Source organism: Chryseobacterium sp. FW101-FHT12H09 (genome assembly GCF_058790395.1).
The window spans coordinates 385,995-400,466 of the sequence record NZ_JBYTCP010000001.1 but is presented as its reverse complement, the minus strand read 5'-3'; the positions used below and the strand labels follow the sequence as shown (position 1 = coordinate 400,466).

The following is a 14,472-nucleotide window of genomic DNA, read 5'->3' as shown; positions in this document are numbered from 1 at the left end:
TTCAAATAAGAAAAAATTCTTTTGATAACTTTGAATGCTTTATACTAAACTTCTAGTTTTTTTTCCATCTCTTGTGGATGATTTAAAGAATATTTCAGCTGATCTTTGTCTAATTGCTTTTCCCAGTTGGCTACGACTACGGTAGCAACTGAATTACCAATAACATTGGTTAGAGCTCTACATTCGCTCATAAATTTATCAATTCCAAGGATCAGGGTCATTCCTGCGATCGGAATTTCAGGAACAACAGCTAATGTTGCAGCCAAAGTAACAAAACCTGCTCCAGTAACTCCAGCAGCACCTTTAGAGCTTAACATAGCAACAAGTAATAGCATTAATTGTTTCTCAAGGGGTAAATGAATATTGAGTGCCTGTGCGATAAATAATGAAGCCAGGGTCATATAGATATTTGTGCCATCAAGGTTGAAAGAATAGCCTGTAGGTACTACCAATCCTACAATTGCTTTTGAGCAACCTGCCTTCTCGAGTTTTTCCATAATTCCCGGAAGGGCAGATTCTGAAGAGCTGGTCCCTAATACCAAAAGGAGCTCTTCTTTAAGATAATACATTAGTTTAAAAATGCTAAAACCATTGTACCACGCCACTGCACCCAATACAAGGACAACAAATAAAATTGAAGTAATATAGAATGTACCCACTAAAAATATGAGATTTAAAACAGAGTGAAGTCCGTATTTTCCAATCGTAAAAGCCATTGCCCCAAAAGCTCCGATAGGGGCTAGCTTCATAAGCATATGAACTATTTTGAAAATAGGAGTTGAAAGATCTTGTAGGAAATTTGTTATTTTCTGGCTTTTCTCTTTTGTCAGAACAAGAGCTACTCCCATTAAAATGGCAACAAGCAGAACCTGAAGAATATTCTCACCAACCAATGGACTGAACAATGTTTCAGGAATAATATTCATCATAAACCCGGTAAGTGTAGTGTCGTGGGCTTTCTGCTGATATTGTGAAACATCTCCCGAAAGAGTGGCGGGGTCGATATTTAACCCAGAACCAGGTTGTAAAATGTTTCCAACGATAAGACCGATGATCAAGGCTAAAGTTGAAAATGTAAAAAAATAGATCATTGCTTTTACAGCAATTCTACCAACTTTTTTAAGATCAGTCATATGAGCAATTCCCAATGTCAGAGTAATAAAGATCACTGGGGCAATAATCATTTTTACAAGTTTAATAAAACCATCACCTAATGGTTTCATTTTTTCTCCTAATTCAGGATAAAACCTGCCTAAAAGTATACCTGCAATGATGGCTATAATTACTTGGAAATAAAGCTGCTGATAAAATTGTTTTGCTTTCAATGGAGATGTATTACATTATTAAAGGATGAAAAATAAGAAAAAAATGTTACGATTTGTGATAGATATCATAAAAAATACTCTTTTTTCCTTAATCCATCCTTTTGTATTTTTGTTGAAGGTGCTTATTAATAAATAGAAAATTATTCTGTGGCAACAGAATCGTCTCCACGTCCATCTGCGACAGCGTGAATATTTCCATTCTTATCAATGACGATCATTTCTGTCTTTCCTATCTGTTTTATTTTTTCGATAACATAGTTTTTTGCTTTCAAATCATTAATGGTAGACTCTGGAAAATCATTTTCTACCGTTACGGTCTCTGGAAGCCACTGATGGTGAAATTTAGGAGCATTTACAGAGATATTAGCATTTAATTTAAAATCCACCACATCCACAATAGACTGATAAACTGATGTAGCGATCGTTGTTCCACCAGGTGTTCCAACTACCATAAAAGGTTTTCCGTTTTTTAATAAAATGGTTGGTGTCATTGAAGAAAGCATTCTTTTATTTGGCTGAATAGAATTCGCTTCACCACCTACAGCTCCAAACATATTTGGAACACCAGGTTTAATTGAGAAATCATCCATCTCGTTATTTAGAAAGAATCCTGCACCAGAAACAAAAACCTTACTTCCATAATATCCATTAAGGGTTGTAGTAACGGATGCTGCATTTCCATCTTTGTCAATGACTGAAATATGAGTGGTTTCTGTAGATTCTTTAGGTTGTTTAATGATCTTTCCTACTTCAGAACTTGGAGTTGCCTTTGAGAAACTAAAGCTTTTCCACCTGTTTCTTAGGTAGTCATCAGAAATCAGATAGTTTGTTTTATCAGCTATAAAATCAGGATCACCCATATATTCTGCTCTGTCTGCATAAGCCCGTCTTTCAGCTTCCACCATGATCTGTACCGCAGGCGTAGAGTTAAGCTGATATTTTTCCAGATTTTCATAACTGGCCATTCTAAGCATTTGAGCTAGAAGAATCCCCCCACTTGATGGCAGCGGCATAGAAACGACATTGTTTCCCTTATAGTCGAACTCCAGGGCTTTTCTTTCTGCTACTTTATAATTTTTTAAATCTTCAGAAGTAATTATACCATTTCCTTTTTTCATCTCGGAAACAATTAGGTCAGCTGTTTTTCCTTCATAAAAACCTTTGGCTCCCAATTTTTGGATGAGTTTTAAAGTCTCTGCAAGTTCTTTCTGAACCAGTAAATCCCCAGATTTCCATGGGGTGTTTTTTACAAAAATAAAGGTTGATTTATTATTTTTTTTAAAACTTTCTTGATGAGTGTTCAGCATATCTGCTTCTTTTTCTGTAATAGCAAATCCTTTTTCTGCTAGATCAATAGCTGGCTGGATAATTTTATCCATAGGAAGTTTACAGTATTTTAAAGTAGCAAAAAATCCTGCAATGCTTCCGGGAATACCTACTGCTAATCTGCCGTTTTGAGAAAGATCTGTATTCGCCTTTCCTGTTTTGTCGATATACATGTCCTTTGATGCATTTTTAGGAGCTGTTTCCCGATAATCTATAGTGAATTTTTCACCATTATTTTTTACACCTACTAAAAAACCACCACCACCGATATTTCCGGCTTGAGGGTATACAACGGCTAGCGCATATTGTGTGGCGACAATAGCATCATAAGCATTTCCACCCAGCTTCATCACTTTTGCGCCCGCTTCACTGGCTAAAGGATGTGCAGAAACCACAACTCCCTTATTTTTTACTTTAACTTCTTTTACGATGTTGAAATCGGTAAACTGACTCCAATAAAAATTTGTACTTAGAATTATTGCTGCGAATAATAACTTCTTCATATCATTTTGTTTTTCCTTGAAGCAAAATTATATATTTTTTAACAAAATTTTCCTTTTCTAACCCATAACTATTAAGTGAAAATAGGGATTTAGTTAAATTTGTTTCATTTGTACAGAAATATGGATAATGTTATATTTTGTTTATTATTTGTTAGGTTTAAATAATTATAATTTAATAAAATTGACTTTTAATTGTGTTTAAATTGTTTTTTAAAGATAATTCATTACTTTTGGAAAAAAAGCAATATGATTAAAAATTACCAAAAAGCTATTTCCTTAGGCTCATTATTTTTAGTTTCCATGTATGCGCAGGCGCAAACAGATTCTACAAAAACAAAAAATATAGAAGAGATCAAAATTACATTAGGATCCCGGAATAAAGCGAGGGTAGCGACAGATACTCCTGTGCCTGTTGATGTTATCAATATTGGCTCACAATCTGTTATGACTCCGCAGATGGATCTTAATCAAATTCTTAATTACGCCGCTCCTTCATTTACATCAAATTCCACGACAGTTGCCGATGGAACTGACCATATAGATCCCGCACAATTAAGAGGGTTAGGACCAGATCAAGTACTGGTTCTATTGAATGGCAAGAGAAGACATACTTCATCTTTAGTTAATGTAAATGGTTCGCCCGGTAGAGGTTCTGTGGGAACAGATCTAAATGCATTACCAGCTTTTGCAATAGAACGTTTGGAAGTATTAAGAGATGGTGCTTCAGCTCAATATGGTTCTGATGCTATTGCGGGTGTTATTAATGTGATCATGAAAAAAAACACCAATGCATTAAGTGCTGCGATTACGGCTGGAGGTTTTAATAGTAATGGCTCAAATGATCATACTGGAGGTTGGGATGGAGGTAAATATCAGGTAGACCTTAATTATGGTACTGGACTAGGGAAAAATGGATTCATCAACTTCACGGCAAGTTTAATGAAAAGAGACGAGACGAGAAGAGCTAATACGGCAACAGGTAATATTTTTAATGCATATAATGCTATTGAACGAAGAGCATCAGAAAATGGAGTTAATATTTCTTCTCTTTTTGGTAATATAGGAAATACACCTAATCAGCAACAAATCGTTGATTACATTCATCAATACGCCCAGGGCGTGAGCTATTTTAATCCTTCTTTTCAGTCACAGATTCAAAACACAAATAATATTGCTGGATTGCAGGACCTTTTGCGCACAGATTTTACAGAAAATGAATTGGCCTACAGAGGGCTAACAAGAAATGATTTTAATATGAGGGTTGGACAGTCCAGGTTGACATCGGGACAATTTTTCATGAACTCTCAATTTGATTTATCTTCCTCTATACAGGGCTACGCTTTTGGTGGAATTTCTTACAGAAGTGGTAACGCTGGTGGATTTTTCCGTAGACCGAATGAGGGCAGGGCTTCTACTTCCATTTATCCCAATGGTTTCTTGCCTGAAATTGCTTCTGATGTAATTGATCTTTCTTTCGCTGCTGGTTTTAAAGGAAAAATAGGAAATATAAATTATGATATAAGCAATACTTTTGGACGTAATACATTTGATTACACCATAAAAAATACAGCTAATGCTTCGATGCCTTATCCAAGTAAAACAGAATTTAATGCCGGAGGCTTAAATTTTTCACAGAATACCATTAATGCAGACTTTGATACAAAAGTTGACTGGCTTCAAGGATTTAATATTGCTTTTGGTGGTGAGGCTAGATTTGAAAGGTATAAAATTACAAGCGGAGAGCAGGATTCGTGGGCATTATATGATATTAACGGCAATGTTCAAAATGCTTCAACTCCTGACAATTTAAAACCAACTGATTTTTTGGGAACAGTACGACCAGGAGGAGCACAGGTTTTTCCGGGATTCAGGCCTGCAAATAGTTTAAACAAGGGAAGAAGTTCCATTGCCGGATATCTGGATACTGAACTTGATATTACGGATAAATGGCTTGTGAGTGGTGCAGTAAGGTTTGAAAATTATTCAGATTTTGGGTCTACATTTAATTATAAAATAGCTACACGATATAAGCTTACTGATCAGATTAATGTTAGGGCTGCGCATTCCACTGGATTTCGTGCTCCATCTTTGCAGCAGATTTATTATAATGCAACATCTACACAGTTTGTAGGTGGGACGGCTTTTGAAGTAGGAACCTTTTCTAATGATTCTCAAATAGCAAAGAATCTGGGGATTCCTCAATTAAAACAGGAAGAATCTGTAAGCTATTCTGCAGGTTTTACAGCTAAAATACCTACGGCTAACCTTACGCTTACGGTAGATGGATATTATATTAAAATTAAAAACAGGGTGGTTCTTACTGATCAGTTTTTGAGACCCAATGGAACTTATCCAGGTGGAAGTTTTCTATATGATCTTCAGGTTGAATTTGATAAAGCCAATGCCAATGCAGCAACATTCTTTGCCAATGCTATTGACACCCAAACAAAAGGCTTGGAGGGTGTAGTTTCACATAGAGCTAAATTCTCTCCAAAAGTTTCATTGAACTCTGACCTGGCAGTAACTGTTTCTAAAACAAATAGGGTAGGGAATATTCACGGTTCAGATCTTTTAATCAATGCAGGACAGATCAATCGTTATTATTCTGAAACAAGTCGTATATATATTGAAGAAGCGGTTCCAAGATTTAAGGCTTCACTTAATAATGCCTTGGAAATCAATAGATTTAGCGTTTTTCTAAGAAATGTTTATTTCGGAAAAGTGACTGATCCAAATACGATGGACGTTAATGGGGATGGTAAAATTGGTTATGAAATGATCAATGGGAGTGTTGTTGAGACAGAGCATCCGGTGTGGGGTGCAAAAATAATAACTGATCTTTCAGTAGGATATAAGTTCAATAAAAGTTTTATTTTGACGATTGGTGCAAATAACCTGTTTGATATCTATCCGGATAAAAATTATGGGCCAACAGCTGTTCAAAGGGCTTCTATGAATACTTCGGGAAATATAGAATATAAGCCAGCTACTATTGATCTCTCTAATCAGGATCAGTTTGTGTATTCAAGAAATGTATCACAGTTTGGGATGAACGGCAGGTTTCTTTTTACAAGGCTTAATTTAAATTTTTAAGAAATCTTATAAATGTTCTAAAGGTGTGTTTTTACATACCTTTTTTTACTATGGTAAGCATGATTTTTTTACTTTTGTAAAGTTCAAAATCTAAAAGATATAAAAATGGAATCCTATACGGAAAAAATACTGATTACAGGTGCTTTAGGTCAGATCGGCACCGAACTTACCAACAGACTTGTTGAAATCCACGGAGCTGAAAATGTTGTAGCATCTGGATTAGACAGATGGCAGAAAGGAATTACTTCTGCCGGATACTATGAGAGAATGGATGTTACCAATACTCAATTGGTAAGACAGGTTATCAAGGATTATGACATTACTACAGTTTATCACTTGGCGTCTTTACTATCCGGAACCTCAGAAAAACAACCGGTTTTTGCATGGAAACTGAATCTTGAGCCTCTACTTCATTTTTGTGAAATGGCAAAAGAAGGATTGCTTAAAAAGATCTTCTGGCCAAGTTCAATTGCTGTTTTTGGTAAAGGAATTCCTAAAGAAAATGTAGAGCAGGATGTTGTTTTGAATCCAACTACTGTATATGGTATTTCTAAAATGGCGGGTGAAAAATGGTGTGAATATTATTTCGATAAGTATGGGGTAGATGTAAGAAGTATTCGTTATCCTGGATTAATTTCATGGAAGACCCCAGCTGGAGGTGGAACCACTGATTATGCAGTGGAGATTTTTTATGAAGCGATCGAGCAAGGAAAATATACAAGTTTCATTTCCGAAAATACAGGAATGCCTATGTTGTATATGGATGATGCCATCAATGCAACTTTGAAACTAATGGATGCTCCAAAAGAAAGTTTAACAGTTCGTTCTTCTTATAATTTAGGAGGGATGTCTTTTACTCCAAAAGAATTGGCAGAAGAAATCAAGAAAGAAATTCCAGAATTTACAATCGATTACAAGCCAGATTTCAGACAACAAATTGCAGACTCTTGGCCAGCTTCAATTGATGATTCAATTGCAAAAAAGGACTGGGGACTTACTTATGATTTTGGAATTTCTGAGATGACAAAAGATATGATCAAGAATCTTAAAGTGAAATTAGATAAAAATTAATTACTTTAAGTTTAGCTTTAATTAAAAGTGTTTTTAACGTCTCATTTTTAATTGTTTATAAATTTTATATAAAATTAACTTTAAATGATATTATTGACTTTTAACATCGTAGATATTGAAGCAGAAGCCAAAAATGGAGTTCAGATTTCCAATGATGACAGGTTAAAAATAACAAATGACAATACAAAAGCTATTCTTAGAATTTTAGATATTCACGATACCAAAGCAACATTTTTTGTTGAAATTTCTATCATTGAAAAACTTCAAAATCTTATAAAAGCAATTTCAGGCCGCGGGCATGAAATTGCTTTTTATAATAAAAACTCTACCCTTCACGAAATTGAAAAATTGAAGAAATATATCCAGGAATGTTTTGGAAAACAGATCCGGGGAATTCGTCAAAAAGAGGTGAAGCTCCCCCAGGAGAATTTGAAATTATTGGAGTTCAATTATGTTTCAAATATTGATAATGCAAATATTCTTTTTCCTTTAAAACGATTAAAAAGAGACACTGAAATTTCAGAAGAAGATGGATTAAGTATTATTCCTGAAAGTATATCTCCGTACAGTCAATTGCCATACAATGATTTTGTATTTCAAATATTGCCAATGAAGTATTATCAGAATATGGTCTTTGAAACCTTGAAGAATGATGACTTTGTTCTGATCTATTTAAATTCGTGGCAGTTCACCGATTTTAAAACCTATCCTTTTGAGATTCCATTTTACAGGAAATTCTTTTCAGGAAAAAAAATGGAGGACAAATTAAATGCCCTCCTTACCTGGATTAATGAGAAGGAGCTTGCTACTTCCCGCATGAAAGATTATATTTTTTAATCCTATTATTCATTTTTACAGATTACTAATAAATCTGTAGAGTATTGCATATCTTTTTTAAAGAGAATATCTTTAAAGGAATATTCTGATAAAAAATAGTTTTTAGCAGTACTTGGTACAGAGTTTTTCTGATTGTTGGATTTTGATTTTTTTATAAAATCGAATAATTTTTTTTGAAGTTTTAAAAGGAAAACTCTTAAGAAATAAGGATAAAAAAACAGAGTTGACGGCAACGTGATTGTTCTTTGTTTTTTTGTTCGTTTAATCTCCTCCAAAACCAAGTCCGACTCAGAACCTATTTTTAAAATTTCTACTTTTTTAAAATGTTTTAAAAGCATTTTTTGCAAACTTTCAGGAGTGTATTCTTTGAGATGGAAGATATTCCAGGGCTGTTGTATATATCTAAAAAGTCTGTGCTTTTTATCCGGAGTTGAAATAATAAGAATGCCACCAGGATTCAACATCTTTTTTAAATGGGCAGTATATTCACGATCGTTGGGAACGTGCTCTATAACTTGAAAAGATGTTATGACATCAAATTTTTCATTTTCCAATTCAGAAATTGTCATAAAGCGTAAATTAGAAGCGCTATATTCTTTTTTTGCATACTCAATAGCTTCATCACTTATATCAACGCCAATAATGCTTTCTGTGTTCTCTGATAGCATATGAGTACCATAACCTGAACCACATCCGTAGTCCAAAACCTTTTTGTTTTTTACAAAGTTTCTGGCATATTCATAAGTAGCAATATGCATCAAATGAAGATATAATTCAGATTTATTGTTGAAATTTTCATTTAAAATATGCCTTTCTCCAGTGTCTTTCATACTTATAATATTTTGATTTCTACTAAAATATACAATTTAAGACAACTCAAAAAGAGTGATCTCCGGTAATACACCCACTCTTCCAGGGTATCCTAAAACTCCGAATCCTCTGTTTACATAAAGAAACTTACCTTCACTTTCATAAATATCAGCCCATTTCGGATAACGATACTGAACAGGTGACCATTTTATGTTTTTTAAGTCCAATCCGAACTGCATACCATGAGTATGTCCTGATAAAGTCAGTTGGACGTTTCCGGGGTGTTGTTTTACGACGTAATCAAAATGAGTAGGGTCATGGCTCATTAATATTTTTGCTGCTGATTCAGGGACGCTTTCAAGTGCTTTGTCCAAATCTCCAAATTGTGGAAATGGTTTTAATCCCCAGTTATCAACTCCTAAAATATAGAGTTTTTCACCATTCTTTTCGATGACTCTATGTTCATTTCTCAACATATCGAACCCTGCTTGTTTTTCGTAATCGATAAGTGTGTCAAGATTCTTTTTCTTGGCATCCAAAGAAGACCATGTTACATAATCTCCGTAATCGTGATTTCCAAGTACTGCCAATTTACCATCTTTAGACTTGATTTTTGAAAACAAAGGAATGAAAGGCAGGAATTCTTCCGAAACATTATTTACCATATCTCCGGTAAACAAAACCAGATCTGGGTTCTGTTCATTGATCAGTTCGATGGCGTGTTCCAGTTTACTTGGGTCGGCAAAACTTCCACTATGGACATCTGAAATCTGTATAATTTTGTACCCTTTAAAGCTATTCGGAAGATTGGTGAGTTTTACTTTTACCTTTCTTACTTTATGGCGATATTTTCCAAAAGTAATTCCATCAATAAAAAGTGCGGATAGTACTCCGCCTAACCCCAGTCCCATTAAACTTAGAAACTTCCTTCTTTCAGGAAAAAAATTCTCCGCCGGATTTCTAAAACCTAAAATATAGGTTCCTGTTCTGAAAATATCATCGATCAATAAAAACAGGACAATGAAAATTTTTGGGAGAATGAAAATCAGAAAAAGAGACATCATCCATTGGATTCTAATAGAACTTCGATCTGATTTCTGAAAATGAGTGATCTCATAAGCGAAAATTCCATAAATAGCTAGTGATAACACGCAGTAGCCGATTTTTACCCAGGAATTGTCTGTTAATGTTCTTATTGCCTGGTAAATATATACCTCCAGGAATAGAAAAATAGCGGCAATAATTAAAAAATTTTTTTGCATAATCAGATTTAAAAAAAGCACAAAAGAAAAATTCCCTTTGTGCTTTTTAATATTTTTAAATTATTTATTCTTAAGGAAATTTATAAACGATCGCATTGATGTTCATTCCGGCACCTACCGAAGTCATAACAATGTTCCCTTTATCTTTAAACGATTGACCATCCATTTTTCCTTTAATTATTAAATTAAACATGGTAGGAATAGTTGCTACAGAAGAATTTCCAAATTCCTGAATCGTCATAGGAGATATAGAATGATCATAATCTTTAACGTCATAAAGCTTATGGAGTCTTTCTATCATTGCATAATCCATTTTTGCATTAGCCTGGTGGATAAGTATTTTATCAATGTCCTCAATAGAAAGTCCTGCGTCATCAATAGTCTCTTTAATTGCTGCAGGTACATTTTTTAAAGCGTATTCATAGATCTTTCTTCCCTGCATTCTTACAAAAAGACGTTTTTGGTCTGCGTCTTTATTGATAGATGGGCCATTTTCCAGGTAACATAATTCAGGACCATTATCACAGATCGTATTGTGTGCTATAATTCCTACATTCTCTTCATCTGTTGCTTTTACAACTACTGCACCAGCACCATCAGCAAAGATCATTCTGTTTCTATCATGCGGATCAGTAACACGGCTTAAAGTCTCAGCTCCAATAACAAGAATCGTTTTGGCAGATTGAGCTTTGATCAGATTATTAGCGAGGATCATTGCTTCAACCCATCCCGGACAACCAAAAATCATGTCATAAGTAATACACTTTCTATTTTGTATTCCCAATTTATTTTTTACTCTTGCAGCCATATTAGGCATGAAGTTTACATAGCCATCCACTGTAACTTCCCCGAAATTACTTGCGTAAATAATATAATCTAAATCTTCAGCATCTATTTTTGCATCCTCAATAGCAGCTTTAGCTGCTTCATATCCAATTTTTGAGTTGGACAGGTCCTCTTCAATAAACCTTCGGTTTTCTATTTCAGTAATTTCTACAAACTTTGCAATAACTTCTTCAGCAGGCTTTTCTATCTTCTCACCTTCATCTGTATAGAACTCAGAATTCATGAAAAAGTCTCTACCTATAATTCTATTAGGAATATAAGATCCAGAACCTATAATGATCGTATTCGGCATTCGCTTAAATGATTTTTTAAAAACGCAAAGTTAATAATTAATCTTAATAAGAAAGAATTAAAAATATTATTAAATTTGCAAAAATTGTACTTTACAGTCTATGAAAAATAATCCATCCTTAAAAGGCTTAGCTATTGCCGTTGTGGCGTTTATAATTGCCTTTGGGATTTATTTCCTTTTTTTAGCTAAGAAAAATTATTACTTAGTGGATAACCCAACTCCTAATACTTATTACTATAGAATTAATAATGGTTCTGAAGGTATTATTTCAGCAGGGCAGTCGGTACCCGTCGATTTAAATCAAGGAAAAAATTCTATTAAAGTTTTCGACCAAAACAAAAAAATACTTTACGATTCTGCTTTCCAGGTAAATAAGATTCGTGGGCTTTTAAACATCGCTCATCAGGATTATTATATTAACCGACAATATTATGGATACAATCTTAAAAAAGATTCATTACTTTTGGAGCTTAATAAAACCGTAATAGACGGAAAAGAATATTTTGGCGGAGCTAAACATTTCAATAAGCTTTTTACAGATGACTTTTATTATAATGTAGATGAGGATTATGATAAATTAATCAAGAATATTGATAAAGTGGAATCCCGTTCAAAAATCTTCAGAAAACAAGATTACCTTAATTACTATAAAGAATATTACAAGTTTTGACAAAAGATATCAACCAAGTAACCCCCTACAATTCTGAGGCTACAAAAAAAAGCCAGGTAGAGGATATGTTCGACAATATTGCACCCAAATATGACCTTTTAAATCGTGTTTTATCAATGAAAATTGATATCATATGGAGAAATAAATTGGTAAAATGGATGAAAAGTGATAACCCCCAAGAAGTGCTGGATGTGGCTACAGGAACGGGAGATCTGGCAATCACAATTGAAAAAGGAACCAGTGCAAAAGTAATTGGTTTAGATTTATCGCAACAAATGTTAAATGTTGGCGTTATTAAAATAAAAAAACTTAATTTAGACGGCAAAATTTCCATGCAGAAAGGGGATGCAGAAAATTTACCTTTCGAGGACAATAGATTTGATTCTGTTTCCGTTGCATTTGGAGTAAGGAATTTTGAAAATCTTACAAAAGGTTTATCAGAGTTGAGAAGAGTAGTTAAAGATAACAAGAGTGTTTTTATACTTGAGTTTTCAAAGGTTGAGGGGTTTTTGGGACCATTTTATATGTTTTATTTTAAAAATATATTACCTGCAATAGGCAAGTTGGTTTCTAAAGATAATAGGGCATATACATACCTTCCGGATTCTGTAAATGCTTTTCCTTTCGGGGAAAAGATGAGACAAATTCTTTTAGATACAGGATTTAAAAAAGTTGAATATAAAAAACTAAGTTTAGGTATAGCCACAATTTATAAAGCAACAAAGTAACCTATGAATAAATTTTTATTAAAAGTACTGGTTTTAGCCTCAGTAAATATTGCAATCTTTGCAGATGCGCAATTTAGAACTCGAAACAGAATGGATAAGTTGGAAGAGTTTGATCAACAAATCTTTAGTTGGGGTTTTTATCTGAATGGTAATTTACTAGACTACCGTATAGTACTTAACCCAAGATACGGTATGAATGGGAATCATAATCTTGTTTCATCTAAAAGTAGCACAAGCTTCGGAGCCGGACTGATCGGAAAATGGAGATTGAATGACTATTTGGATCTAAGAGTTGAACCAGGCTTACAATTTGCTCAAAGGGAACTAACTTTTAATACACAATCGAATGATCAGTATGCAGCTGGTACATTAACAAATCCTCCTTTTACTCCGATTCTTTTACACGAAAAGGATAGAGTAAGAGAAGTGAAATCAACTTTAGTGGATATTCCGGTAATGTTGGAACTTCATGGGCAGAGATGGTATAATTCAAGACCATATGTTGCTGCAGGGGTAAACTATATCGTTAACCTGCAGTCCAATTCTGATTCTACTGATGACAATTTGCAACAGGTCTTCAGATCCACAACGCATAACTTTGCATGGTCTGCGGAAATGGGAATTCAGTTTTATTTCAATAAATTTAAGCTGACTCCAGCGATCAGAGGAACATTCATTATGAATAACGAAATAGTTTCGGATAATGCGAATACGCCTCCTTATTGGTCCGCTGCAGTATCTACTTTACAAACCAGAGCAATCATGTTTGTACTGAAATTTGAATAGAAAATTTACTCTAAATAGATATAGGAGATGCAAAAGCATCTCCTTTTTTGTGCATGATATCAAAATATAGAGACATTTATTTTTGTTAATGTCATTATTTTTATATTTTTGCTAACAGTTAGAATATATAAAACCTGAAATGCTTCAAGATTTAGAAAATAATTTTTCAGAGCTGGAAAAAAAGATTTTGAATTTACATAAAAACTATCAGAATCTCAGTGAGAAATTTACGGAATTGAATACAGAGCATGATGAATTGAAGAAGAGATATGATGAGGAAAGAAAGAAAAGTCAGGTATTAGCAGAAGAACAAAAAAAGATAAAACTTTATTCAGCAATATCAGGAAATCCTGAACACAATAGATTAATGAAAAACCATATCAACCGATTGGTAAAAGAAATTGACTTTTGTATTGCTCAGCTTCAAAACAGTGGATTATAATGGAGGTAAGAAGAATAACCATAAACATTGCGGGAAGAGTATATCCGCTGAACGTACCAGCCGCCGAGGAAGAAACTTTGCGTAAAGTAGGGAAGCAGATTGAAAGTATGATTAAAGATTTTGAACAAAACTTCGATGTTAGAGATAAACAGGATGCTTTGGCAATGTGTGCCCTGAAATTGGGAACTAATGCAGAGGTTGTATCTCTTAACTACGAAAAGAATATAAATTCAACCAACGAAAGATTAGCGAAAATTAATCTGACGCTGAATGAAATTGGGAAATAGATTTTTTTTCCTGAAACAACTGCCTACAATAATTCTAACACATTAAAGGTAAACTCAACGCTAAACAATTACCGAACAAATGTCCATCGAATGGCGTGCCGGTTCTCCGGATTACAGACAGTGGAAATCAGTTCAAATCGTGTTGATTAGGAGTTTACTCTATATCACTGGATTATTGTAGGCTTTTTTATTTT

13 protein-coding genes are annotated in these 14,472 nt (G+C 34.0%); 8 read left to right on the top strand and 5 right to left on the bottom strand.

Translation table 11 applies throughout. From position 1 onward, the window contains the following. Nucleotides 1-44: 44 nt before the first annotated feature. Complete coding sequence (locus AC3WRL_RS01775) at nucleotides 45-1,325, bottom strand: dicarboxylate/amino acid:cation symporter (RefSeq protein ID WP_214833708.1); 1,281 nt, start codon at nucleotides 1,323-1,325, stop codon at nucleotides 45-47. Between the two features lie 140 nt (nucleotides 1,326-1,465). Further along, entirely contained in the window at nucleotides 1,466-3,154 is a 1,689-nt protein-coding gene (ggt, locus tag AC3WRL_RS01770) for a gamma-glutamyltransferase (RefSeq protein WP_492329599.1), read from the bottom strand. A gap of 246 nt (nucleotides 3,155-3,400) precedes the next feature. Between ggt and AC3WRL_RS01765 the strand changes: the two genes are divergently transcribed. The 3 genes from AC3WRL_RS01765 to AC3WRL_RS01755 all read left to right on the top strand — a co-directional run bounded on the left by AC3WRL_RS01765 (nucleotide 3,401) and on the right by AC3WRL_RS01755 (nucleotide 8,155). Beyond that, nucleotides 3,401-6,247, top strand: a complete 2,847-nt coding sequence (locus tag AC3WRL_RS01765) for a TonB-dependent receptor plug domain-containing protein (RefSeq protein WP_492329598.1) — start codon at nucleotides 3,401-3,403, stop codon at nucleotides 6,245-6,247. A gap of 105 nt (nucleotides 6,248-6,352) precedes the next feature. Then, nucleotides 6,353-7,318 (top strand): NAD-dependent epimerase/dehydratase family protein, encoded by a 966-nt coding sequence (locus AC3WRL_RS01760; protein ID WP_214833703.1) that lies wholly within the window; start codon nucleotides 6,353-6,355, stop codon nucleotides 7,316-7,318. 84 nt (nucleotides 7,319-7,402) lie between these two features. Beyond that, nucleotides 7,403-8,155: a polysaccharide deacetylase family protein gene (locus AC3WRL_RS01755; RefSeq protein ID WP_214833700.1), complete on the top strand. Its 753-nt coding sequence runs from the start codon at nucleotides 7,403-7,405 to the stop codon at nucleotides 8,153-8,155. 5 nt (nucleotides 8,156-8,160) lie between these two features. On the opposite strand, the gene AC3WRL_RS01750 is transcribed toward AC3WRL_RS01755, so the two are convergent. The 3 genes from AC3WRL_RS01750 to AC3WRL_RS01740 form a co-directional block, all read right to left on the bottom strand. Further along, nucleotides 8,161-8,985: a class I SAM-dependent methyltransferase gene (locus AC3WRL_RS01750; RefSeq protein WP_492329597.1), complete on the bottom strand. Its 825-nt coding sequence runs from the start codon at nucleotides 8,983-8,985 to the stop codon at nucleotides 8,161-8,163. A 36-nt stretch (nucleotides 8,986-9,021) separates the two neighbouring features. Beyond that, nucleotides 9,022-10,227: a metallophosphoesterase gene (locus AC3WRL_RS01745; RefSeq protein WP_261511445.1), complete on the bottom strand. Its 1,206-nt coding sequence runs from the start codon at nucleotides 10,225-10,227 to the stop codon at nucleotides 9,022-9,024. Between the two features lie 70 nt (nucleotides 10,228-10,297). Next, entirely contained in the window at nucleotides 10,298-11,365 is a 1,068-nt protein-coding gene (locus tag AC3WRL_RS01740) for a 3-oxoacyl-ACP synthase III family protein (RefSeq protein ID WP_214833691.1), read from the bottom strand. A 100-nt stretch (nucleotides 11,366-11,465) separates the two neighbouring features. On the opposite strand from AC3WRL_RS01740, the gene AC3WRL_RS01735 reads away from it, so the two are divergent. From AC3WRL_RS01735 to AC3WRL_RS01715, 5 genes are all read left to right on the top strand, one after another. After that, nucleotides 11,466-12,035, top strand: coding sequence for a hypothetical protein (locus tag AC3WRL_RS01735; protein ID WP_214833688.1), 570 nt, complete (start codon nucleotides 11,466-11,468; stop codon nucleotides 12,033-12,035). Further along, entirely contained in the window at nucleotides 12,032-12,763 is a 732-nt protein-coding gene (gene ubiE, locus AC3WRL_RS01730; protein WP_089029696.1) for a bifunctional demethylmenaquinone methyltransferase/2-methoxy-6-polyprenyl-1,4-benzoquinol methylase UbiE, read from the top strand. Before AC3WRL_RS01735 ends, ubiE begins: the two co-directional genes overlap by 4 nt. A 3-nt stretch (nucleotides 12,764-12,766) precedes the next feature. Continuing rightward, nucleotides 12,767-13,549, top strand: a complete 783-nt coding sequence (porT, locus tag AC3WRL_RS01725; protein ID WP_214833685.1) for a type IX secretion/gliding motility protein PorT/SprT — start codon at nucleotides 12,767-12,769, stop codon at nucleotides 13,547-13,549. Nucleotides 13,550-13,688: 139 nt separating this feature from the next. Continuing rightward, the gene (locus AC3WRL_RS01720) at nucleotides 13,689-13,991 is read left to right on the top strand and encodes a V-type ATPase subunit a family protein (protein ID WP_214833682.1); all 303 of its coding nucleotides are present in this window, start codon (nucleotides 13,689-13,691) and stop codon (nucleotides 13,989-13,991) included. Then, a complete protein-coding gene (locus tag AC3WRL_RS01715; protein ID WP_089029699.1) occupies nucleotides 13,991-14,278 on the top strand; it encodes a cell division protein ZapA in 288 nt (95 codons plus the stop codon). Before AC3WRL_RS01720 ends, AC3WRL_RS01715 begins: the two co-directional genes overlap by 1 nt. The last annotated feature ends 194 nt before the right edge of the window (nucleotides 14,279-14,472 follow it).